General features: G+C 39.1%; 18 protein-coding genes and 3 pseudogenes. 1 reads left to right on the top strand and 20 read right to left on the bottom strand.

Annotated features, from left to right (window positions below; all coding sequences use genetic code 11):
• Positions 1 to 31: 31 nt before the first annotated feature.
• The 15 genes and pseudogenes from NSQ44_RS05805 to ltrA form a co-directional block, all read right to left on the bottom strand.
• Positions 32 to 136 (bottom strand): annotated as a pseudogene (locus NSQ44_RS05805) (transposase); the annotation flags it as partial.
• Between the two features lie 236 nt (positions 137 to 372).
• Positions 373 to 1,344, bottom strand: coding sequence for a carbohydrate kinase family protein (locus NSQ44_RS05800; protein WP_340855686.1), 972 nt, complete (start codon positions 1,342 to 1,344; stop codon positions 373 to 375).
• A 16-nt stretch (positions 1,345 to 1,360) separates the two neighbouring features.
• Positions 1,361 to 2,842, bottom strand: coding sequence for a glycoside hydrolase family 32 protein (locus NSQ44_RS05795; RefSeq protein WP_340855680.1), 1,482 nt, complete (start codon positions 2,840 to 2,842; stop codon positions 1,361 to 1,363).
• 79 nt (positions 2,843 to 2,921) lie between these two features.
• Complete coding sequence (locus tag NSQ44_RS05790; RefSeq protein WP_340855672.1) at positions 2,922 to 4,364, bottom strand: sucrose-specific PTS transporter subunit IIBC; 1,443 nt, start codon at positions 4,362 to 4,364, stop codon at positions 2,922 to 2,924.
• A 96-nt stretch (positions 4,365 to 4,460) separates the two neighbouring features.
• Positions 4,461 to 5,459 carry a LacI family DNA-binding transcriptional regulator gene (locus NSQ44_RS05785; protein ID WP_066249868.1) on the bottom strand — a complete coding sequence of 333 codons (999 nt, stop codon included), beginning with the start codon at positions 5,457 to 5,459 and terminating at the stop codon, positions 4,461 to 4,463.
• Positions 5,460 to 6,366: 907 nt separating this feature from the next.
• Positions 6,367 to 7,283, bottom strand: a pseudogene (locus NSQ44_RS05780) (hypothetical protein).
• Positions 7,284 to 7,603: 320 nt separating this feature from the next.
• A complete protein-coding gene (gene merA, locus NSQ44_RS05775) occupies positions 7,604 to 9,253 on the bottom strand; it encodes a mercury(II) reductase (protein WP_340858152.1) in 1,650 nt (549 codons plus the stop codon).
• Between the two features lie 60 nt (positions 9,254 to 9,313).
• Entirely contained in the window at positions 9,314 to 9,445 is a 132-nt protein-coding gene (locus NSQ44_RS05770) for a hypothetical protein (RefSeq protein WP_268753480.1), read from the bottom strand.
• Positions 9,446 to 9,602: 157 nt separating this feature from the next.
• Entirely contained in the window at positions 9,603 to 10,001 is a 399-nt protein-coding gene (gene merR / locus NSQ44_RS05765) for an Hg(II)-responsive transcriptional regulator (RefSeq protein ID WP_035067772.1), read from the bottom strand.
• A gap of 448 nt (positions 10,002 to 10,449) precedes the next feature.
• Positions 10,450 to 10,689: pseudogene (locus NSQ44_RS05760) on the bottom strand (arsenical pump-driving ATPase); the annotation flags it as partial.
• 120 nt (positions 10,690 to 10,809) lie between these two features.
• Positions 10,810 to 11,589 (bottom strand): helix-turn-helix domain-containing protein, encoded by a 780-nt coding sequence (locus NSQ44_RS05755; RefSeq protein ID WP_340855666.1) that lies wholly within the window; start codon positions 11,587 to 11,589, stop codon positions 10,810 to 10,812.
• A 290-nt stretch (positions 11,590 to 11,879) separates the two neighbouring features.
• Positions 11,880 to 14,018: a heavy metal translocating P-type ATPase gene (locus NSQ44_RS05750; RefSeq protein WP_340855659.1), complete on the bottom strand. Its 2,139-nt coding sequence runs from the start codon at positions 14,016 to 14,018 to the stop codon at positions 11,880 to 11,882.
• Positions 14,011 to 14,379, bottom strand: coding sequence for an ArsR/SmtB family transcription factor (locus tag NSQ44_RS05745; protein ID WP_340855652.1), 369 nt, complete (start codon positions 14,377 to 14,379; stop codon positions 14,011 to 14,013). The genes NSQ44_RS05750 and NSQ44_RS05745 overlap by 8 nt, the downstream gene beginning before the upstream one ends.
• 350 nt (positions 14,380 to 14,729) lie before the next feature.
• Positions 14,730 to 16,061 carry an IS4 family transposase gene (locus NSQ44_RS05740; protein ID WP_094245035.1) on the bottom strand — a complete coding sequence of 444 codons (1,332 nt, stop codon included), beginning with the start codon at positions 16,059 to 16,061 and terminating at the stop codon, positions 14,730 to 14,732.
• Positions 16,062 to 16,216: 155 nt separating this feature from the next.
• Positions 16,217 to 17,476, bottom strand: a complete 1,260-nt coding sequence (ltrA, locus tag NSQ44_RS05735; protein WP_340858147.1) for a group II intron reverse transcriptase/maturase — start codon at positions 17,474 to 17,476, stop codon at positions 16,217 to 16,219.
• A 608-nt stretch (positions 17,477 to 18,084) separates the two neighbouring features.
• On the opposite strand from ltrA, the gene NSQ44_RS05730 reads away from it, so the two are divergent.
• Positions 18,085 to 18,297, top strand: a complete 213-nt coding sequence (locus NSQ44_RS05730) for an immunity 22 family protein (protein ID WP_340858142.1) — start codon at positions 18,085 to 18,087, stop codon at positions 18,295 to 18,297.
• 226 nt (positions 18,298 to 18,523) lie between these two features.
• Here NSQ44_RS05730 and treR read toward each other — a convergent pair whose 3' ends face one another.
• The 5 genes from treR to NSQ44_RS05705 form a co-directional block, all read right to left on the bottom strand.
• Positions 18,524 to 19,270: a trehalose operon repressor gene (treR, locus tag NSQ44_RS05725; protein WP_144598512.1), complete on the bottom strand. Its 747-nt coding sequence runs from the start codon at positions 19,268 to 19,270 to the stop codon at positions 18,524 to 18,526.
• A 23-nt stretch (positions 19,271 to 19,293) separates the two neighbouring features.
• The gene (gene treC, locus NSQ44_RS05720; RefSeq protein ID WP_327863910.1) at positions 19,294 to 20,979 is read right to left on the bottom strand and encodes an alpha,alpha-phosphotrehalase; all 1,686 of its coding nucleotides are present in this window, start codon (positions 20,977 to 20,979) and stop codon (positions 19,294 to 19,296) included.
• A gap of 117 nt (positions 20,980 to 21,096) precedes the next feature.
• A complete protein-coding gene (gene treP / locus NSQ44_RS05715; protein ID WP_340855644.1) occupies positions 21,097 to 22,512 on the bottom strand; it encodes a PTS system trehalose-specific EIIBC component in 1,416 nt (471 codons plus the stop codon).
• 35 nt (positions 22,513 to 22,547) lie between these two features.
• Positions 22,548 to 23,033, bottom strand: a complete 486-nt coding sequence (locus tag NSQ44_RS05710; protein WP_063386461.1) for a PTS sugar transporter subunit IIA — start codon at positions 23,031 to 23,033, stop codon at positions 22,548 to 22,550.
• 207 nt (positions 23,034 to 23,240) lie between these two features.
• On the bottom strand, positions 23,241 to 23,816 hold the full coding sequence (locus tag NSQ44_RS05705; RefSeq protein WP_340855642.1) for an HXXEE domain-containing protein: 576 nt from the start codon (positions 23,814 to 23,816) through the stop codon (positions 23,241 to 23,243).
• Between the last annotated feature and the right edge of the window lie 703 nt (positions 23,817 to 24,519).

The raw sequence follows: 24,519 nt of genomic DNA, 5'->3' as shown, positions 1-24,519 counted from the left end.
CGAAGTTGCTGATGCGATTTCGTAATTGTAGGCGACTATGTAATATTTCCCCCTCATAAATACAAATCTGAGCAGAATTATAAATAACCATATAGCTCTTTCCCATACTAACATCAAAGGCAATGACACTTTGCATAAACCTTCCTCCATTATTTGTAGAAGCCTTTATATAACCTTAATGATTCCCTTTTCTTATCCACGATCTCATGGATCCAACTATTAAATCTGATTCTTATAAGATCCGTGAAGTAGGCCAGTTTTTCATTGCGAACCTATCGTTCTTTAGGCTGTCACGACCTTTTCTCCACTCCTACTAAAAAAATAGCAGCACAGACCTTGACCGTGGTCTGTGCTACTAATTTTAATATGTTTTTATTTACATGAAATGAAGTTAAGGATTTCTTCTTTTGTCGGTAAGGATGAAATGGCACCTTTTCCTGTTGTTGTGATCGCACCGCTTGCATTGGCAAAGGTGAGGATTTCTTGATGGTGCTTATTTAATACATCTATTAAGTTATCATGGTTTACTTCTTTTTCGAGTAGTTTATATAAAAAGCCACCGATAAAGGCATCTCCTGCACCTGTAGTATCCTGAACCTCAACTTTGAAACCAGTTGATTCATATTTGGCATTCTTCGTGTAAAGGTCGGCTCCATTAGCTCCTTTTGTGTAAATAACGGCTTTTACATCACCTGTGAATAAGTTTTCAATCGCCTCTTTTTCATTAGTGATTCCTGTGATAAACGCTAATTCTTCATCGGAAATTTTGATGATATGTGCTTTCGGAATAAATTCTAAAATCGTTTGTCGACAATCCTCTGCACTGTTCCATAGTGGAAGGCGAACGTTTGGATCAAAGCTAATGATTCCCCCATTTTCTTTAACAAGTCGAATTGCTTTTTCATGGGCTTTTTTCATTGGGCTTTCGACTAGATCGACGGAGCAAAAATGTAAAATATCTCCTTTAGCAAACCAACTTTCTTCAATTTCATCTTCTGAAAGCAAAAGATCTGCAGAAGGATTGCGATAGAAGGAAAAATCACGTTCACCATCATCGCGCAGCGAAACAAATGCTAATCCTGTATTCGCTTCCTTTGTTCGCTTTATTTTATCTGTTTTCACACCGATTTTTTGTAACTCTTCAATTAAAAAGTCACTAAAGGCATCCATTCCAAGCTTTGTGATCATTGCAGATTCTGCCCCAAATCTCGCAACAGCTGCTGCAACGTTTGCTGGGGCTCCCCCAGGTGCACGTTTAAAAGATTGAACATCCTTTAATGCTTTGCCTTTTTGCATTGGAATAAAATCAATTAACACTTCACCAATTGAAAATAAGCGCCCCATTGTCTACACCTCCCTTTTAATTCATAGTGGATAAGTTATATTTCGTTGTGTCTAATGTAACTTTTCCGTTTCGTGCAAAGAAGCGAATATCTGTGCTTTCAGGTCTTGGAAAAATTCGGCTCGTAAATACTTCAACGCCGTCATTGATAAAAATTTCGACAGAAGACGTATCAACAAACAGATGAAGCTTTAACGTATCCCCTTCAACGCTGCACGTTCTTGTTGTTCCATATTCTTTAGCTGGAACCTCGCCTGAATGAGTACGGTCTAAGGTCACTTTTTGTTCCTTTCTGTTATAGGAGATGACCGTTTTTTCATCATTACATGACCGGAATTCAATCCCGACTTCATCTGCTTCCATGTTCGTAAATTCACAAATAAGTTCATACGTCGTCCCAGTGAATCCTGCATACATTTTTTTCTCATCATCGAGAATATCTTTCACATTTACCGAATCTTGTCGCAATGCTTCTAGTTCTTTTACAGGACACTGAATAAGCTTTCCATTTTGAACGGTCAACTCTCTCGGTAATGTTAGACAATGAGCCCACCCATCCTTATCAGTTGGATACTCGATTTCGGGAAGACCCATCCACCCGACTAAAAGGCGACGTCCCTTATGGTCAATTGTCGTTTGTGGTGCATAAAAGTCAAATCCACGGTCTAACTCAACAAACTCACCGTGTTCAAAAACTTTTGTCTTTAAATCTAGTGTGTTCCCTAAAAGATAACCAGATTGATAGATATTTTGAAATTGATCTCCCTTTGGCTCTAACCCTTGTGGTGAGAAGATCAGTACACCTTTTCCATCTAGTTCAAAATAATCGGGACATTCCCACATAAATCCAAATTCCTTTAAGTTTGTTTGAACCTCACCTTCAAATGTCCAATTTTTTAAATCAGGTGATGAATAAAGAACAATACAACCTGTTTTGTTTTCCCTCTGTGCCCCGATGACAGCATAAAAAGTGTCATTTTCCTTCCAAACTTTCGGATCGCGATAATGATCGGTATAACCTTTTGGAACTTCTTTAATAACCGGCTCTTGTAATTTTTCAATACGTCCATTTTCATTCATTACCGCTAAGCATTGATATGGATGACGAACCCAATTTTCATCTCTTGTATTTCCTGTATACATTAAATGGAGCTTACCGTCATGACAAATAGCACTACCTGAATAAGCTCCGTGAGAATCAAAATAATCGTTCGGCTTAATACCAATTCCGACATTTTGCCAATTGACAAGATCTTTTGATTTTGTGTGATACCAATATTTTAATCCATGAACAGGACCTAGCGGAAACCATTGATAAAACAAGTGATATTCTCCGTTAAAATAAGAAAAACCATTTGGATCATTTAAAAGTCCCGTTACTGGTTGAATATGAAATTTCTGACGCCAAATGCTTTTGTTGACTTTTTCTTTTAATGCATTCAATTCTTCTTTTGTCGCTTCTTCGATTCGGCGATACCGTTGTTTTCTTGTCCATTCCATCTTTAAACCTCAAACTCCTTCACGATGTAAACACAGGGCCTGACCTCTTTTTAAGGATCAGACCCCAATATTTAATTTATTAAGATGCTTTTTCTGCTACTTGTTCTTTTTTCGCTGCACGTTTCGCTAAAATGATGGTTGTTACGAATGCAACGATGAATGAAATAACCATTCCAATTACGTATGGAGCTATGGAATCTGGACGAATTGAAATAATACCTGGTAAACCGGCTGCTCCAAGCGCAACAGCTTTTACTTTAAAGATCGTAATAAATGCGGATGATATAGCTGCACCTGTAATAGCACCAATAAATGGATAACGAAGTTTCAAGTTTACACCAAACATAGAAGGCTCTGTAATTCCTAAAAGAGCCGAAATACCAGCTGCGGATGCAATACCTTTAATTTTCTTATCATTAATAATCATAAAAACAGCTAATGTTGCTGCACCTTGAGCTACGTTTGACATAGCCGCAACAGGGAAAATAAACGAACCACCTGTTTTAGCAAATTCTGCTAACAATTGTGTTTCAACTGCAATAAAGCTATGATGCATACCTGTAATAACGATTGGGGCATAAACTAAACCGAATAACGCACCACCAATGAGTCCCGTAGTATCATATAACCAAACAAGTCCGTCTGTTAATAAGTTACCTGCAGAACGAGTAATCGGTCCTACTGCTGTAAACGTTAAAATGCCTGTAATAAAAATCGTTAATAATGGCGTTAATAAGTTATCAAGTGCAGACGGAATATATTTGCGTAAGAATTGTTCTGTTTTCGCTAAAATAAAGGATGATGCTAATACAGGTAATACAGTCCCTTGATAACCGACTTTTTCAATTTCAAATCCGAAAATACTCCAAACTGGAATTTCACCGTTCGCTAAGGCGCTACCATAACCCCAACCATTTAATAAATCAGGGTGAACCATTAACATACCTAAAGTAGCTCCTAAGTACGGGTTACCACCAAAGCGCTGTGTAGCGGAGAAACCAATTAAAATTGGTAAAAAGACAAATGCCGCATTGGCAAATGTATTAATAAGTGCTGCTAAGTCCGCTATTTCTGGATATGCATCAATGAGGGACTTACCTTCAATAAATAGATCCTTTGCCGTTAATACGTTATTAATTCCCATTAAAAGACCGCCAGCAACAATGGCAGGAATAATCGGAACGAAAATATCAGAAAGTAGCTTCACTAAACGTTGAATTGGATTTAATTTTTTCGCTCCAGCATCTTTCACATCTTTTGTAGACATTTCTTGAAGTCCAGTTAATTTGGTCAATTCTTGATAAACTTTGTTAACTGTACCTGACCCTAAAATAATTTGGAACTGTCCACCCGTTGAAAAAGTTCCTTTTACATCGTCCATTTTGTCAAGCGCTTCTTGATTTATTTTACTTTCATCATTTAAAACTAGACGTAAACGTGTCGCACAGTGAGCTGCAGCAGAAATATTATCTTTTCCACCAAGAGCTTCTAAAATTTCTTTTGCGATTTGATCGTATTTCATAGCTTCCTCCCCCATTTATTTAGTGGAACCGGTTCCATTTTTCGCGATTTAGGAACCGGTTCCTAACTTTATTAAATGGAACCGGTTCCAGTCTGATTATAAGTCATTAGGAATGATGCTGTCAACGCTTTCTCGTTCAATAATTTCATATTTTGATAATGTTCTTTTTGGAACTGACTCCTCATTGACAAGCTTTACAATGTTTTGCGCTGCCATCTTTCCAGCCTCTTTAAAAAACAGTTTTACTGTTGTTAGCCCTGGGTGAATAATTTCCGTCACATCATATCCTCCAAAACCCGTAATAGAAACATCCTTTGGAATGCTCAATCCTTTTAATTGTGCTGCCCTTAAAGCACCAAGAGCAATATTATCCGTTGCACACACAATGCAAGTCGGCTGAAATCCTTCTAGCATTTCTGTTACTCTTTGTTGAGCAGCAAACATATTAAAACCTGTTTCAAAATAACGAACCTCACATCCTTCCGCTTCTGCTATTGCCCTTTTAAAACCTTCCTTTCTTCTTACTCCAACTGCTACATCCTTTTCGGTAACACCTAAGTAAGCAATTTTTCGATGCCCTTTCTCTAATACATATTTTCCAATTGCATAGCCTGCTTCCAAATCATTATGAATCAGACTATGTACATCCGGATGTTCTTGACCAACAAGAAGAATCGGGATGTTCACCTTTTCAAATGCCTCTAAATGTACTTGTGTAATTTGAGTAGCAAGTAAAATAATTCCCGCAACTTTTTGACTAGCCAGGCTATAAATCGTTTCAATTTCACGTTCAATTTGCTGATTCGTATTGGATATTAATAATTGAAAATTCAACTCTTTTAATTGTTCATCAATCCCAATTAAAGTATGCGATGCTGCATAGGAATCTAATCGCGGAACAATCGTTCCAATAAAATATGTTTTCTTAGCCTTTAAACTTTGTGCAAAAGGATTAGGTGTATATCCTGTTTCTTTAATGGCAAGTTCAATTTTTCTTTTTGTTGCTTCACTAACAGATCCACCATTTAAGTAGCGAGATACAGTGCTTTTGGAAACTCCCGAAATTTTTGCTATATCTGCGATTGTTTTATTCATTCCTAGTCCACCTCAAAAATGAGTTCTCTTTTTTTATTATAATATTAAACCCATTTTTAATGCATGGGGTAACAAAATAAGCATTCGAGATTTAAAATCCTGTGCTCCGAATCGAGTAGGAGGGAGCGATTAACTCCCGTCCTCTCACACCACCGTACGTACGGTTCCGTATACGGCGGTTCAATTAAGATAATTGACGCAAGTCTTTATAACTTCCGTGAATAGCTGTTCTCTTTATGCCAGTGGTCACTCCACCCTCCAAGAGGTCTCCCACGGGATTCACCGCTTCCTTCCTCAAGTGAGGTACTACGTTTTCTGTGTTCATCATGACTCACTGAATGCCAAGGGCTATTCTCTCTTAATTGTTCGGTCCTTCTTAGTTGTTCTAGACCAACTAATACTATGACCTCTGCTGACTTCTGACGGTTCAGCTACTTATCACTAAGTAGGTTATGAAGAGTACTTCACATATCCGCCAGACCTCCCCGGGTAAGTACATGCACTTTCACACCATCTATCCGCCTCATTTACTCGATATGACCTTCGACAGAAAGAGCTTTGTTTTGTTATGCAAACTCACTCAATCATACCTAGCCTTATATGAGGTTCGTGTTCCTCGGACCGGTGTTTTGCCTCCAGCTTCCTTCAGATTCCGCGTCACCACGGACACCCTTTCGTTGAGCTAACCTCTACTTCTGTCTTCGGGGTTCGGGACTTACACCCTATAGTTCATGTACATGCCGGGCGCACATAGAAAGGCTATCGGTGGTTTTCCGTTCCGATAGCCTAAAACATGACGTTTAACTTTATAACCTAGTCACCAAATCTTTTTATGCGGATAAACGAGATGCCTACGAAGAATAGAAAATAGGTCCTCTCTTCGAGTACATGAATTCTTTTATCTCCTTTACATTTGCATTACCTTTCTACTTCGCTTCATCTCCATCTTTTTATATGCTAACACCGAAGTAAACAAGAATACACATGTAATCAACGAACCTAGCGGCAACATGGCTACGATATGATCAGGAAAGACAAACGGGAGCAGTGGAAAGGCGTACACAGCCGGGACACGGATGCCAACAATACGTAACAGAATAAGCATTAAAATCATATCTAACAGGGTGGCCAATATCCACGAATCAATAGCAAAGTACAACAGCGTTCCGACAGTCGCAGATATGGTCAATACAAGCCCTTGTTTAAAAGCCATTTTTCCGTTGTACATCGGCTTCTGAAGTGACTCATACACAACAACGAGAATCGGCGGGATCACTGCCAGTGGGTAGCCAGCGAGCCAGCTAAACCCATCCACACGAAAATCAGCACTAAGAATACCAGCATGTACTTGTACTGTATCTTCACTTTCTTTTCAAGTCCTTTATTCAATCCAAATTTGAGAACTCCAAGCATCAATATAAAGGTAAAAATAAAAACGGATATAATAAATGACCATTCATTTGCATTTGTCACCACTGGCAGTAAGCCCGTTGCAATGGACGGTCCCAAATTTGATTGAATGATACGTAAAAAGAGCATTAAAAGTATAAGGGTAAGGCTTACTTTTCCTAAATAAGAAATGTGTAGTTGATTCACTGCGAAACCGATCACTGCCGTGATGGACGGCGCAAGAAAAATTTTCGATGGTTGCCTGATCCATCCTGCTTCTCGGTACACCCACATGGCAATCGCCATTGCCGCAACTTCCGGCAAAATAATTTCGTGATCTTTCAACATCACCGAAGCCGTAATCATCGCGATAATGAATGTAATGCTAATGATATATGAAATCATCGTTACTTTCTTTGAAACAGTTGAATCCATGTTTATATACTCCTTTTGTTCATATGATTTCCATCATACTGTTTCGATTCTAATAGAAATCGACAATGATGCTAATGAAAATGTTTTAATTTGGAGTGTTTATCAAGTAAACGTCTCTCCAATCAGTTGGAGAGCTTCTGTTCCCATAAAAAATTCCCTTCCAATTTTCCATCTTCCCTCCTTGTCCTTGATTGGGGAATTTGATGGTACATTCTATTCTAACCAAGGAATCGGTTCGTATCTCTTTTTCTGCTTCATTGTAAATTTGCTCAAGTACAGTTAGAATAATCAAAAATCCTATATGTTTATGAAAAGGAGCTTTAACTAGCACAACAAGATAATTTTTTAACATCTTTATCAAATGTTAAGGCAACCAATTTCAATCCCTCTGCCATCGTTAAATATGGTGCAAGGCATTCCCGCAAATCTTCCACCGTTAGACCAAATTTTACAGCTAATGTGGCTGCATAAATCACATCACCAGCATTTTCGGCAACAATATGAACACCTAGCACTTTTAATGTTTTTGCATCAGCAACAAGTTTAAATACACCTGTCGTTTCGCGATTCACAAGCGCTCTTGGAACTGCATCAAGTGGTAAAACAGAAGTTCTCACCTCGTATCCTCTTTCTTTAGCTTGCTCCTCAGTTAATCCTACCGTAGCAATCGATGGACTAGTAAATATAACAGCCGGAACAGTATCAAGATTTACTTTTCTCTCCAAGCCATCGATTGCATTATCGGCAGCAATTCCACCTTGGTATGCAGCAACATAAACAAATTGCGGTCCCATTGTTACATCTCCGGCAGCATAAATTCTAGGATTGGAGGTTCGTAAATAGTCATCAACTTTAACTTCACCGCGAGAACCCACTTCTACGTTTGCAGCTTGAAGATTTAGTGCTTCCGTATTTGGCTTGCGCCCCGTAGCTACAAGTAGCTGCTCAGCTTCAATGATTTTCTTTTCACCATGAACAGTAACATGAATTTGTTTCATATCTCCATTCTGTTCTACACGCTCAAATGTAGCACCGGTAATAACATGAATGCCTTGTTCTGTTAATGCTTTTTCTACAGCTTCTGAAATTTCAGGATCATATTCTTTAAGAATTCTTTGGCTACGCTGCATTAACGTTACTTCCACTCCTAAATGGTGAAAGAGCTGACCTAACTCCAATCCGATGTATCCTGAACCAATAACAGCAAGACTTTTTGGCAGTTCTTTAAGCTCTAACAAAGAAGTGCTTGTTAAGTAGTCAACATCTTTTAATCCCGGAATATTAGGAATCAATGGGGAAGCTCCTGTTGCGATTAAAAAGCGTTTAGCTGTTATTTTATTCCCGTTTACTTCTATTGTTTTTTCATTGACAAATTTTGCTTCTCCCTGTATTAGTTCAAACCCATATTCATCAATTAAATCAACATACTTTTGCTGACGTAATTCTCTCACCAGTTCATCTTTTTGTTCCATTAGTTTTTTCAAATCTACCGAACCAGCTGAAGTATTTAAACCAAGGAATGGATTGTTTTTTGCTAAATGATTGATTTCTCCAGAACGTAGCAGTGTTTTTGATGGAACACATCCAATGTTTACACAAGTCCCACCGATGGTACCACGCTCAATCATCGCCACTTTTGCCCCATATTCCACTGCTTTAATAGCAGCAGAAAAAGCTCCTCCCCCAGAACCAATGACAATAAAGTCATAATCATAATCACCTTCATCATCACCAACAACGGAGCTTTTTTGTTGATGAATAACTTCAGCTTCACCTGCCTTATAATTAACCTTATTCACAGCTTCTTTGGCTTTCTCGATACCTATATGTTCTGGCAATTCGAAAACAGCTTCTCCACGGCGAAAATTTACATCTACATTTTTAGCTCCTATGCTGTTTAGAGCTGTTTCAACGTGCCTTTCACACCCAGTACATGTCATACCTTCCACTTGTAAACGATATTTACGAATTGACAAATGAAACACCTCCTATTGTTTAACACCATATCCTAATTCTAAGACGGTATTTTTTTAAGTTTTTACATCTGTTTTTGAAGCATCAAACACAACTTTAGCTGTTCCTTGGGAACCTTCTGTAATGGTTACTTCCACTGTTTTTACACCTTCTACACGTTCAAGAGCACTTTTGACAACACAGGACAACTTGAACAATCCATTTCAGTAATGGTAAAGGTAGCACTTTTAGTATTATTTCCATTCGCTGTAGTTTCTACATTATTTTCGTTACTACAAGTCGTAATAATGTAACAAGTGTTCCGATCACTATAAATGTCTTATTTTTCATTGATATCTCATTTCTTTAATCATCAATCAGAGATTCAATAATTGGACATTCATGTAGTTGCTCTTCATTCGGACAGCTTTCTTTTAATTTATTCAACATATTTTCGATACGCTTTAAATCTTTAATTCGTTGTTGAACCTCACCTATTTTTTGAGAAACAAAGCTATACATATCCGCACATCGAACCTCATCCTTATCAACAACACCAAGTAATTTATGAATTTCACTTAGAGAAAACCCTAGTTCCTGCATACGTTTAATAAAACCAATGCGCTTCACAGTCTCTTCCGAGTACATTCGATACCCTGAATCTGTTCGTGAAGTTTCTTTGATTAAGCCTTTTCTCTCGTAATATCTAATGGTTTCTTTATTAACGTTACATTTGTCAGCCAGTTCACCAATACGATATTTCATCTTATCACCCCTAGATAAAGTATAAACCCTGTACCATAGTACAGGGTCAAATGAATTTCGAAGTTTTTATAGCTTATTAAAATCTACTTTCGTTAATTTATGTTTAAACAACTTTTTTGTCCTCATTACTTTGGTCTATTAGCAATTCAACTTTTTAACAACATTGATTTAAGCCTAATAAGACGAATTGAACGCCTTTTCCCGTTTCTTCCACATCAAGTGTAACTCTCTCGATGATAGAAGCCACTTTCTCATCCATCGCTACCCGAATACCATTAATAATCTCCAACCGATCTGTGGTTTGCAGAATAAAGACAAACTCCTTCTTTACCGTGTTTCTTTAAAATATCTTGTAGTGCTTGTTTCGCTTGATCAGTAATCACCATATTTCTCTTCCCCTTTTCTTAATCGATCGTTAGTCGCTATGCTTTTGGAAACAAACGTTTTAATGTTTCTTTCGTTTCGATGTATCAAGGTTGGTTAACAAGTTGGTAAATTCATTGAAAGCAGCAATTTCTACTGTACAAGCCCCCGACAATTGTTCCTCCATTGAGGCAACAACAGAATCCGGTAACTTTTTGCGATAGGGACCCACAACTTTTTCTCGATAGGCTTTGATTGTTGCTTCCGGATCTAGATTGCAAGCAAACAAATTTTGTTTCAGTTCGTTTGTTAACTCCATTTCAAATCCTTATTTATTTGATAAGTAAAAAAGACTAACGACTCGAGTCGTTAGCTAACACTGTTTCGTCAACTGAATTCAGGATTTGTTCTAATTTGGTTCGGATCGCGTTTTTAAGCATGGATCTTAAATTTTTTTATACTTCTTCTTAGTCAATGGACAAATATATTCTCCATCATCAATAACCTCGTTTTTTAACTCTCCATCTTCATTGAAAAACAACGTATATATTTCGTTGATTAGTTTATTTTCTTGCTGTATGTAGTTTATTGTTTCACTTTTGTATCCCTTGATCACTTTTTCGAAAATCATTTTAAAATCTTCAATAGACATCTCTTTCTTTAATTTGCACTCCATTGTTTTTAGTGTTTCATTACTACTTTCTTGTTGATTTTTCTTTATTAATTCTTGATACATCTCATCCATTTGCTCATATAAACCCATTAAAAAAGCATTTTCTTCTTCCAGCTTTTGAATTTTAACCGTTAACTCAGTGATTTGCTCGTAAACCAAGTTCAACTCATCCTGCATATTAATGAGTTGATTTTCTAATTGATTCTTCTCCTCCATGAGCTGTTTCATTAATTCTTCCGAGTGAGTGCTATCACCTTTAACTTCTTCAGAATCCAATTTATTATGCTTTTCACGATGGTCATTCGCCAACATTGAAAAAGAGTTTTCTACATACCATTCATAAACTCCCATTACTTCAGGCAAACCTGGTCTCTGTTCTTCAATAAACTCGAATAAATCATCGTGATAAATTCGCCAACCCTCCTTTCGATTTGCCGAACGTTCTGCTTTAATCTTTCCTTCTCTGATCCAACGAGTAACCATTTGAATTGAGTCAGTAATGTAATATTCCTGAAGTATTTTTAGTGCTTGGTGAACATTATATACTTCCATCTCCTTCTCCCCCGCTCAAAATTATTTAAAATAAAAATATGTTGGTAATGTTATACCTATGACATTACCTAAGTAATTTTAGGAAAATAAGAAATGCTTGACTTTAAGCGCCAAGCATTTTTATTAAAATCCCATTTAATTAATTAAGATCTCTAAAATTTAGGTCATTTGTTTTGTTAGTTTTGACTGTTTTTAATCAGGGCTTTGTTAAATTTCAATGTTGATTTTTAAACCACACAAAAAGACCGAAATAAATTCGGTCTTTTTGTGTGTCTTCTTCAACTATTGCATTATTCTTTCACATTTAGCAATCGCATGCTGTTTAATGTTACGATTAATGTTGCTCCCATATCCGCAAATATCGCTAACCATAACGTTAACCAACCAGGCACAATTAACAGTAATGACAATGCCTTAATCCCTAAAGAGAAAGTAATGTTTTGCTTAATAATCGCTAAAGCTTTGCGGCTCAATTTAATCGTATATGGCAATTTGCTTAAATCATCAGACATTAAGGCAATATCGGCTGTTTCTAGGGCTGTATCGGTTCCAGCACCACCCATTGCCACACCAACGGTTGAAGCTGCAAGAGCTGGTGCATCGTTCACACCATCTCCAACCATCGCAACACTTCGATACTTGTCGCGAAGCTCTTTGATGAAATTCAGTTTATCTTCTGGAAGTAAATCGGCTTTAATATCGGAAACACCGACTTGTTTTCCGATGGCTTCGGCTGTTCTTTGGTTATCTCCCGTCAGCATCACCGTTTTTTCAATACCGACTTGATGAAGTTTTCGAATAACCTCTTTGGATGATTCTCTTATTTCGTCTGCCACGGCAATTAACGCCAGAATTTCTTTTTCCGTCCCTAATACCATGACCGTTTTCCCTTGTATTTGAAGGGTTGTAATTTGTTCTTTTATTTCTGATTGGATGCCATTTGGAAGAAGTTCTTCAAAAAGACCTGGACTTCCGACATAATACATTGCGTTATTTACTTTGGCTTTGACCCCTTTACCTGTAATGGATTGGAATTCTTCAACCGATACATCATTAAAATTCAATCCATCTTCTTCTGCTTTTCTTATAATGGCGGAAGCAAGTGGATGTTGTGAGCCTTTTTCAATGGCTGCTGTAATGGTCATTAGTTCATTTTCATTGCCATTATAAGTGACCACATCGGTGACGGAAGGAATACCTTTTGTTAATGTTCCTGTTTTATCAAAAGCAATCACTTTTAAGTTTCCTGCTTCCTCTAAATAAATACCACCTTTAATTAACACACCGTTTTTCGCTGCATTTCCAATGGCAGTTACAATCGAAACAGGCGTGGAAATAACCAACGCACACGGACAACCAACCACTAATACAGCTAGACCTCGATAAATCCATTCGCTCCAATCAGCACCCATAAATAATGGAGGAATAACGGCTAGTAAAAGAGCAAAAATGATAATGGCTGGTGTATAGTATTTGGCAAAACGATCTACAAACGCTTGAGAAGGTGCTCGTTCTGCTTGAGCTTCTTCCACTAAATGGATGATTTTCGAAAGAGTTGTATCTTCCACTCGTTTTGTCACTTTTACTTCCAATAACCCTTCTTCATTCAATGTTCCTGCAAAGACTTCATCACCGACTGTTTTGGTTACTGGAACACTTTCTCCCGTAATGGCAGCCTGATTTAGCGTAGATGTACCCTTGATGACGATTCCATCCATCGCTAATTTCTGACCAGGCTTTACGATCATAATATCTCCGACTTGAATATCGTCAACAGGGACCATCATTTCTTCATTTCCGCGACGAATTAATGCTTCTTTTGGAGCAATATCCATCAACGATTCAATGGATTGACGAGCTTTATCCATGGAATAACGCTCTAAGGCTTCGCTAATGGCGAATAGAATAACAACCGTTGCACCTTCTCCCCATTCACCAATCGCTGCAGCTCCTAAAATCGCCACTGTCATCAGCGTATTCATATCAAAATTCAATCGAACTAGGTTTTTGAAACCTTTTATAAATAACGAATATCCACCGATTAAAATTGCTGCAGCATATCCAATTGTCGCAAAGATATGCTCTTCTCCGTATTGCTTCCCTAAAAACCAACTGATCACAAGCAAAACGGCGGAAATATACACTTTAATGTTCTCTTTTTGCTTCCAAAAAGGTTCACGCTTGACTGATTTTTCTTTATCTTCCCGAACCTTTAAGTTTTCAAAAGCTCCTGCTTTTTCTAATTCTTCGATGGTTGTTGTACCCCAAACGGTAATTTTAGATGCTCCAAAGTTTACTTTAGCATCTTGAACATCTGGCAATGATTTTACATTATTTTCAAACTTTGCCGCACAGTTTGCACAAGTAAATCCTTGAACACGGTAGGTTTTCGCTTCTGATTTAGATAATTTTGCTTGTTGTTCAGACACGGACTTTCACCTCTTTCTCATGTACTAACGCAATCATGATTAACTGCTTAATATGGTCATCATCCAGCGAATAAAATGCTAGCTTTCCTTCTTTTCGATACTTTACAATCCCTTGTTTATAAAGAGTCCGTAAATGATGGGAAGTGGTTGCAACAGAAGCCCCAATGATATTGGCAATATCACATACACATACCTCTTTATCTTGGCAAAGTGAATAGACAATTTTTGCCCTATTTTCATCTGCCAGTGCTTTAAACAACAGGACAACACTGGATATATCTTCTTTTTGCAATTCCCCTTGTATTCGATTGACTTTTTCTTCGTCATAACAATAAATTTCACATGTATCTTTCTTACTCATTCATTATCCCCCTTTCATATTCAAATTTCCGTTTGAATATATTATACCCCATTTCTTTTATTATTCAAATATTTATTTGAATTAAAAACAAAAAAAGAATGGAATTTAAAAAAATCAACCCAATATTTACCGTGCGATTCATTTAATTAGCTACATCAAAAAATTCTATTAGATAAAAATCGAGTAGGAGGGGGTGACTAACCATACCCGTCAAGTTAGCGGTATAAAATTTTTTAGGATGATACGCATGTTCGAAAAATCAATCAAAGGATGAAGAGAAAACCAAATGCTGGGCATGCCAAATAACCCTCAAGAAGAGGGTTATTTGGCATTTATATCCATGACCCACACTACCATATCCCCAATTTCTTTAAAAGATCCGATACCGTTTCCTCTCCTTTCCTTCGGTCTTTCCTCGCGTGTTTCCTTAACAGAGATAGGAGAGATGGAAGGGCGGTTTCCATCGCTTGGGGATGCAAAAGAAACCGATGCCAATACGATTGGAGGATATTAAGCGCTTTCCATTCACTGATCTCGATTCCCTCCCGTTGATGCCAATACCTTCGGGCTTGGAACAGAAGAGTCTGCGTGACTAAAATGGCAATCAATGTCCCATATAAGTGGCATTCGAATCGTTCCTTCTTCATCTTTTTGACACGGTCAAGATCAAATAAGGATTTCCAGCCCTTAAATAACAGCTCCACTTGCCAGCGCAGCGAATACAGCTCATAAACTTGTTGCGCATCAAACGATTCTTGTGGTAAATTGGTCAGTAAGATGTGATATTTCTTTTGTTCAAGGGTTTGGCGTGACAGCGCCTTCCCTTTCTTTTTTTCCTTTTTCCGCACGTACGCCAGCCGTTTTTCCCATTCTTCCGCCGTGAGACGGCGAAAAATCAGACGCGGAACATACAGGCGTTGGTGTCCGATATACACGTGTTCCACTTCCACGGCTTCCCCCTCGCCCAATCGATTTCCTATCGATTCCCAATCCCATTCGTGCCACTCCCCGTCCTGTTTGATATAGACTTTGATATCGGAACGCAACCGGGTAATATAATAAGCACCTCGAGCATCGATCTCCGCCAGCGTGGCGAGTGAAAAAAACCCCAGATCCCGAATGCAAAGGTCATTCGGTAAAATCGTGTGCTGGGTATGATAAGCAAAACGGGCATCGGAATCATTGGCCTGTTGGACGCACAGCTGAAGACAGGTTCCCGATAACAGCTCATACTCAAATTGGATTTTGGCGCCAGATGAAACCGAACCTTGATAGTCCTCACCATAGTCGGCCGGAAGTAAAAAACTGGTAGAGTCTAAGATCCGCAGACGGGTGAAACAAGCGCGATACGTCTCGGTGATGGAAGAGAGTGCCGGACGTTGATGCATCAGGAGAGTAAAAAAGACCTCTTTTAAAAACGCCACGGCACGAGGCGTAAACCGCTGATTCAGTCCTTCATTCGAGAGAGAGCAATCATGCCAGAGCGCCAAATCGGCACACAACCGCTGAAGCGACTGACAGGCGAGCGATCCGTCTCCCCAAGCACATAGCGTCAGAAAGGCTTCCGCTGTTAATGAACGCTGCCGCTGAATGAATCCGACTTTCCGTGCCAGACGGGTCAGTTCTTCAGAGGAGAAGAGTTGACGAATCGTTTTTATCCATGCCTTCATCTTTTTTGCCATCAAAAAATAATCCTTTCCAACGATGATTTTCGTTAGAAAGGATACCATGTTTTTGGCGCTGAAAAAAGATCAAATTCTTAACTTGATGGCTATGGGGTGACTAACCCCCGACCTTTCACACCACCGTACGTACCGTTCGGTATACGGCGGTTCAATTAAGTATGACGTAGTGCTTGATATCTTTCGAATAGACTTCTTAACCCTCGACGCTTCCAATAGGAGTTGTCGAGGGTTTTGTGTAGAATGGGACTGCAGGCAATCCGCCAATATTTCTTGCGTGTATTGCCCCATTCGAATGCTTTATGGCTTGGAACCCCTAATCCTCTGAGTTTCCGAATTCTTGTTTTCGGGGTTTTCCATTCTTTCCACAAACACATCCGAAGCCTTCGTCTAATCCATTCATCAAATTCTTTGAACTTACTTGGTGTTTCTGCCAAGGCAAAATATCCACACCATCCCATTAAATACTTGTTCAGTTTCTCAATCCTTTTCTCCATTGGACACGGTTTCGACCTTGATGTAATTTCACGGATCTTGTTCTTCAAACGTTTCACACTTTCGTTCGCAATCCGTACCTTTGGAGTCTTATTGAGTGTGAAGCTGAAACCGAGAAACTTCCGTTTCCAAGGACGGTCTACCGCCGATTTCTCTTTATTTACCTTGAGCTTTAACTCCTTCTCGATAAAGTTCGTAATGGAATTCATGACACGAATTCCTGCTTTCTTTGTTTTCACGTAGATGTTACAGTCATCCGCATACCGAACAAACTTATGTCCACGTTTCTCAAGCTCCTTATCCAATTCATGAAGCATGATGTTTGATAAAAGTGGACTAAGCGGGCCGCCTTGAGGCGTTCCCATGTCCGTTTCCATTACCACTCCATTGATCATCACGCCTGATTGAAGATACCGGCGAATTACCTTCAGTAGAATTTGATCTTTGATCGTTTTCGCCAAGATCCCCATCAGTTTGTCGTGATTCACCTTGTCAAAGAATTTCTCTAGGTCTATATCGACTACCCAACGATATCCTTCTTTGATATAACCCTTTGCTTCCCTAACCGCATCATGTCCCCTTCTGCCTGGGCGGAAACCATAGCTATGGTTCGAGAAGGTCGGATCAAAAATTTTCGTCAACACTTGGGCAATCGCTTGTTGGATGAAACGATCCGTCACGGTAGGGATCCCTAGAAGCCTTACTCCACCGTTCGGTTTCGGGATTTCGACCCGACGGACGGGTAAGGGCTTGTAGGTTCCTTCTCTCAACGACTGTCGAATGGAGTCCCAATTTTCGTAGAGGTGTTTTCGTAGGTCTTTTACGGACATGCCATCTACTCCGTGACTTCCTTTATTCTGTTCGACTCGTTTCAGTGCCGCCAGGAGATTTTCCCGTGACAAAATCATTTCCATCAACATTGATATCCTCTCCACGTGAACGAATTCTTCTATTTGTGCCATCTTCTGCTCCACCCTCTTGAAGTCCCCCGTGGGATTCACCACTTCCTCCTTCAAGTAAGTCCTATCGGATTGTCTGCTTCCACACAGAAGATGAACGCCTAGCGATTCGTTCTCCTTAATTGTTCAGTCCTTCCTCTTCCATCTCGAGCTTGAAAGAGTACTATGACCTCTGCTGACTTCTGACGGTTCAGCTACTTATCACTAAGTAGGTTATGAAGCGTACTTCACATATCCGCCAGACCTCCCCGGGTAAGTACATGCACTTTCACACCATCTATCCGCCTCATTTACTCGATATGACCTTCGACAGAAAGAGCTTTGTTTTGTTTTGCAAACTCACTCAATCATACCTAGCCTTATATGAGGTTCGTGTTCCTCGGACCGGTGTTTTGCCTCCAGCTTCCTTCAGATTCCGCGTCACCACGGACACCCTTGCGTTAAGCTAACTGCTACTTCTGCCTTCGCAGCTCGGGACTTTCACCCTATAGATTACACCCATGCCGGGCGAACCCATAAAAAATCCCTTGAAGCCTTGTGGCTCAAGGGATTCCGCTCGATGATTCCGACTGGTCTCAAACCAGCAACCTCCACCCTGTCAAGGTGGCGCTCTCACTAAAGAAGATGGAGATTTACTACCTTCCGAATTTGAAAAAGACTTTAACATTGATTACTACAATGAAGATTTTAGAGAAATAGAATTCTATGATGAGCCATCGATTGATTGCCGTGTTCTACTTGAAGGCTTTTCTTATGATGAGGAGAAAATTCAAAATTTATAGAGTTTTGCGGTGATCGTTTAAATCAAGAAGCGAACTCAGTTCTTTTACTTTAAACTTTCAATATAATGGAAATGTCAATGAAAAAATCAGTTTAGATTTCTAGGAGCCGTGCAATATAAGTAATTATAAACACCTTGAATGAGTGTTCGACACTCTTTCAAGGTCAGCTTGTCAACAAAGTCTACAAGCTGAGTGGAGAAAAACAATTCGTTTTTCTCCACTGGCTTCATTTTAAGGACTTATCGGACATCCCCGGGTGATGAGTACGCCGCGCAAAATCAACAAACCGAAATTTATCGAGCCGATGTCTCGATTCGGTATACTGAAACAAGCTCGCATCTTCTAAGTAGACAAAATTTTTCACCACTACTACATGCTCGTAGCCGTTTAAATCCATATATTTTTGATCCTCAGCTGTCACTCGGTCGACAAACATTTCTTTTTTCGCAAAGCTAATGCGAAGCTTTAATTCATTTTCGACATATTCATAAATCGAATTTTCACAAATGCCGCGCGTCAATGTTGGAACGAATTTTTGGCAAAGAAAGTCCTTGTCTAAAATAATTTTCTCTTCTTCTATTTCCCTAGCACGAATCACTTTCCAAACTTTCTCCTTATTTTCGGTTTCCAATTGTCTTTTAATATATTCATCAGGCTCGATCAATTCCAGTTCATGTACGATCGTTCTTGCCGGCTTGTTCATTTTTTGCGCCAATTCTTTAAAGCTGACAAGTCCAGAGACAGGAAAATCATATTTTCCTACATCTAACACAATCGAACCTTTTCCTTTTATTTTTTGAATATAGCCATGCTCTGATAAAAGATTGAGCGCTTTGCGAATCGTCTCACGCGATGTTTGATACCGCTGGGACAATTCATTTTCAGAAGGCAGCTTTTCGTTCGGCTGAAAAATGCCTTTGCGAATATGAAGCAAAAGGTCGTTGTAAATCGCCATAAATTTATTTTCCTTCATAGTCATCACCGAATTGAATAGTATCATTTTGTTAAATGATACACAATCGCTTCATATGGACGCAACATGATTTCTTGTACATGTTCAGAAGAGTCATTATAGTTGGAAAGCAGGATACGGCTTGTATATCCGTTTATATCAAGCTCATTCGGCAAAACAAATTCTGTTTGGCCGCCAAAAAAGTTGGCCACTACTAGAAGCTTTTCACCATCTCCATTGCGCACATAAGCAAAAATTTGCGGATGATCCTCTAACAATAGCTGATAGTTTCCTGTTGTAATAATGTCATAGTTCTTTCGCAATTCAATCAAACGTTTGTAATGGTAAAAAATCGATGTTGGATCCTCTAATGCTTTTTTCACATTAATCTCTTTAAAATTCGGCGCGACATGAATCCAAGGAGTCCCAGTTGTGAATCCGGCATGCGGACTGTCGTCCCATTGCATAGGTGTCCGTGAATTATCGCGCGATTTACATTTTAAAATTTCAAGCACCTCTGCTTCTGTTTTTCCTTGCTCAAGCAAAATTTTATACATATTTAATGTTTCCACATCTCGGTATTCTTCAATTCGCTCAAACTTCGGGTTGGTCATGCCAATTTCTTCACCTTGGTAAATATATGGTGTTCCTTGCATCATATGAATAACTGTTGCCAGCATCTTCGCCGATTCTTTATGATATGCTCCATCATTGCCATAGCGCGACACAATTCTCGGTTGGTCATGGTTGCACCAGAAGAGCGCATTCCAGCCTCCGCCTTTATTCATCTCCACTTGCCAAGTAGATAAAATTCGTTTTAGAGCCAGAAAATCGAATGGAGCTGCCACCCATTTTTCACCATTTGGGTAGTCTACCTTTAAATGGTGGAAGTTAAACGTCATATTCAATTCGTTCCGTGCTGGATTAGTATATTGAATGCAATGGTCAATGGTGGTCGATGACATCTCACCGACTGTCATAATATCATATTTAGAAAATACTTCCCTATTCATTTCCTGCAAAAACTCATGGATGCGCGGACCGTCTGTATAAAATCGGCGGCCGTCACCCAATGGCAGGGATTCGTCATCATCGAGAAAACGTTGATCTTTCGAAATCAAATTAATGACATCTAAGCGAAAGCCATCAATTCCCTTTTGAAACCAAAAATGCATCATTTCATAAATCGTTTTGCGTAGCTCTTCATTTTCCCAATTTAAGTCCGCCTGAGTTACATCAAACAAGTGCAGATAATATTGTCCCGTTTGCTCATCATACTCCCAAGCCGATCCGCCAAATTTGGATTTCCAGTTTGTTGGGGCACTGCCGTCTGGTTTGGCATCCTTCCAAATATAAAAATGGCGGTAGCGGTTTTCTTTTGACGAACGAGCCTGCTGAAACCACTCATGATCGGTCGAGGTATGGTTTACGACCATGTCCATTATCACTTTGATACCGCGCCGATGGGCTTCAGCAAGCAAACGCTCGAAATCCTCCATTGTTCCATAATCTTGATGAATGCTAAAATAATCACTAATATCATAGCCATTATCTCGCTGCGGCGAAGCATAAATAGGCGTCAGCCAAATGACGTCAATCCCTAATGTCTTTAAATAGTCTAATTTCTCGATAATCCCTTGCAAATCTCCTATTCCATTTCCCGTCGTGTCTTTAAAACTTTTCGGATAAATTTGATAAACAACGGCTTTTTTCCACCATGGCTGCTTCAATGAATATCACCTCGTTTATAATTTTGAGACTATCGGGAAAAACGATACCATTGGCGGTCATTCACCAATGGTATGAATCTTTGATTATTCATATTTATTATTTAGAACACAGTTCTATTAATTATGATCTTTGCGAATTTTTCCTAACACAAATGTTAGAGCAAACGGCAGCACAATCGCGATCGCCATTCCAATGAAAAACGGCGCCCATTTTTGCTGAACGATTGATAAAAACCCAGGAAGACCGCCAACACCAATAGAAAATGCGATCACTTTATTAAGCGTAATGAACATTCCGCCAATTGCTGCTCCTATCATCGCAGAAATAAATGGATAACGGTAGCGTAAATTCACTCCAAACATGGCCGGTTCCGTGATACCCAAATAAGCTGAAACGGCAGATGTGAATGACAGCCCTTTCAGTTTTTCATCTTTTGCTAAAAACATCATGGCTAACGCCGCCGAACCTTGAGCGATATTAGAAAGAACGAGAATCGGCCATAAAAATGTTCCGCCAGTGTTGGTGATCAGCTGCAAATCAACCGGCAAGAACGTATGATGCATCCCCGTGACAACAAGAGGGGCATATATCGCTCCATATAGAAGCCCGCCAATTGCTGGAACATTATGAAACACTGAAACAAATACACTTGTAATCCCGTTGCCGATTGCAAATGTAATCGGTCCGATCGCAATAAACGCTAAAAAACCGGTAAATAGCAGCGAAAGCGGAGCGACTAACAGCAACTGAAACGCATCGGGAATTCGTTTGCGCCAAAACAGCTCTGTTTTCGCCAGCACGTACGATGCCACTAGCACAGGCAATACTTGACCCTGATATCCTACCTTTTGAACATCCAATCCGAACAAATTCCATACAGGAATGTTTCCTTCTTCTTTCGCTGCTCCCCAGCCCCATGCGTTTAACAAATCTGGGTGAACAAGCATTAAGCCTAGCACAATACCAAGCAATGGACTGCCGCCGAATTTCGTTACCGCTGACCAACCGATTAAACCTGGCAGAAAGACGAACGCCGTATTGGCAATTAAGTTAATAATGCTGGCAAGATCGGCCCACTCTTTATGCACTTCCACAAATGATTTGCCTTCATAAAAAATATCTTGGCCTGTCAGGATATTATTAATTCCCATCAACAAACCTGCTGTCACAATCGCCGGCAAAATCGGAATAAAAATATCAGCTAATGTTTTAATCGCACGCTGAAGCGGGTTTAGCTTCGCTTCCGCTGCATCTTTAATCTCTTGCTTTGTCGCGCGGTCAATCCCCGTCAACTCCACCATTTCGTTGTACACTTTATCGACAAGCCCTTGTCCAATCACGACTTGAAATTGACCGTTTGCCGAAAAGGAGCCTTTGACGAGATCAATGCTTTCCAAAGCCTCTTTATCTACTTTTCCCTCATCCTTTAATGCAAATCTTAACCGGGTAACACAATGTGTTGCCGCTACAATATTCTCTTTTCCTCCAACAGACTCAACAATCTTTTCAACTGATTGTTTGCTGATATTCATGATGATCCCCCCCGTAATCGTTTACAAAACAAGTGTTATTTTGCTACGACAACCATAAATGAATCCGTTCCTGCCTGCACGCTTTCGAGCGACTTCTTTTCGAGTGATTGAACGGCATCCATATTGGTGATGACAATCGGTGTGATCGTGCTTGCTGCTTTTTCTTTGATCAATGCAAGATCGAATGTCAGTAAACTGTCTCCCGCCTTGACTTTGTCACCGACCTTCACATGTCCAACAAATCCTTCACCGTTCATCATAACGGTGTCTAAACCGATGTGGATCAATAGCTCCAGTCCCGTCTCAGAACGAATACCAATCGCATGCTTCGTATGGAAAAATTGAATAACTTCCCCATTGACCGGCGAAACGACAATTCCGTCTGCAGGATCAATAGCCACTCCATCCCCCATGAGCTTTTGGGAAAATGCTGGATCAGGAACTTGTTCGATCTCGACTATTTTTCCGGTTAAAGGTGCTAAGAGCGTTTCCTCTTTTTTTCGAAACCATTTTTTTAACATTGTGAACTCTCCTTTTAACCGCTTTCAAAACTTGTATATACAAGATGCTTTTATTTTAACCTGTATATACAAGTTCGTCAATAAAAAAGTGGCTCGGTTACATGATAGCCACTGAAAAAGTACTATATTTATTGGAGCCATTCTCAAAAAGAGAATGCATCCCCCCTATTTGAAATTCCATTACAGAGATACCCTATTTATCTTACATTACAAAAAATTCTTGTCGGCACCATCTTCCTCAACTTTTTTTGTAGCTTTATTTCTTCCATTCACTAGAAACAGAAATAATATTGGTACGATGATGATTGCTCCAATTATACTCCACAATATATCTGTTCCGCTTATGACTTGTTCTTTCAGCAATCGATAGTAGGTATATGAAGAATAGGGTAGCACTAGAAAGATGGAAGTGATTACACCAGGAGTGTATTTCCTTAGATAGAGTGCTTGCCCTAAATGTGTGAACACATGGGCAAAAAAGATAAACAGTAACATTAAAAAAATATAGTAAAAAGAGAAAATGACGGCTAAACATGTTGCTGTTGTAATGGTATGGAAAATCCAAAATACATCGTTCGCAAATTGAACAGTTGTCATCTGAAAGCTGCTATAAAAATATTTTCGTATTGATTTAGGTAAAACCGCAAGAACTTGTTCTTTGTTCTGTTTGGTCCACTTCTCTACCGTAAGAATCTCTTCGAAATCATGAAACATAAACAAAATGGGAAATAACCAAAGCACGCTAATCAAATGAAGTTGAGAATCCAACCAATCTAATACCATCTCAATCACCGCTTTTCGAACGATTTTGAATTCCGCTCAAAAACATCTGTCCTACTTTACTTTTTCTCCTGTTAATAAATATCGATGTACCAATCGTTCTATAATAGCAGCGATGGCCTCTGCTGCCACCCTGTGTCAATTTTTTCTTTTACAATTCCGAATCGCTTGTTATTGAACATATCAATCTTATTCGAATCTGATCACTGTCTCCTTGTCTGATTTGTTTTTTCTAAAAAAGTAAACAATTTGATAAACATGTTGGTTACAAAAGTTTTGACATCCGATAGCGATAGTTCAACAGATTTTTCCAACATCCCTTAGTTTTATTAACTGTTGATCAAAATTTTGAAATATTTGTTGAAAGATATCTTCCTTACTTTTGAAACGCAGCTTGTGTTAAGCTTTCGTTTACAACAAATTCGCTTCTTTTGGTACTTTGAAAACCTTTTTTCGTAAAAAGCTCTTCTGGCATAGAAATAACTTTCTCTTACTCACTTCGCCTTTTTTTACAGCCAACAAGAGCCCCCTTTTTTATAACTAACTAATTAGTTAGTTATAATTATAGGAAAAATTTGCTTTGTTGTAAATAGGTTTTCAAAACAGTGAAGAATGGAAAGTACCGAAAGTAAAAAGCCTGAGGCGCTTAAAGCTAATGTCAGTCTTTACTTTCGCTGATAGAAAAAATTATTGCATTTATAATAAA

Origin of the sequence: Aeribacillus sp. FSL M8-0254 (assembly GCF_038008845.1) — a bacterium.
Classification (GTDB): domain Bacteria; phylum Bacillota; class Bacilli; order Bacillales; family Aeribacillaceae; genus Aeribacillus; species Aeribacillus composti.
Note: the sequence above shows the minus strand (reverse complement) of the source record. Positions and strands in the feature narration are given on the sequence as shown.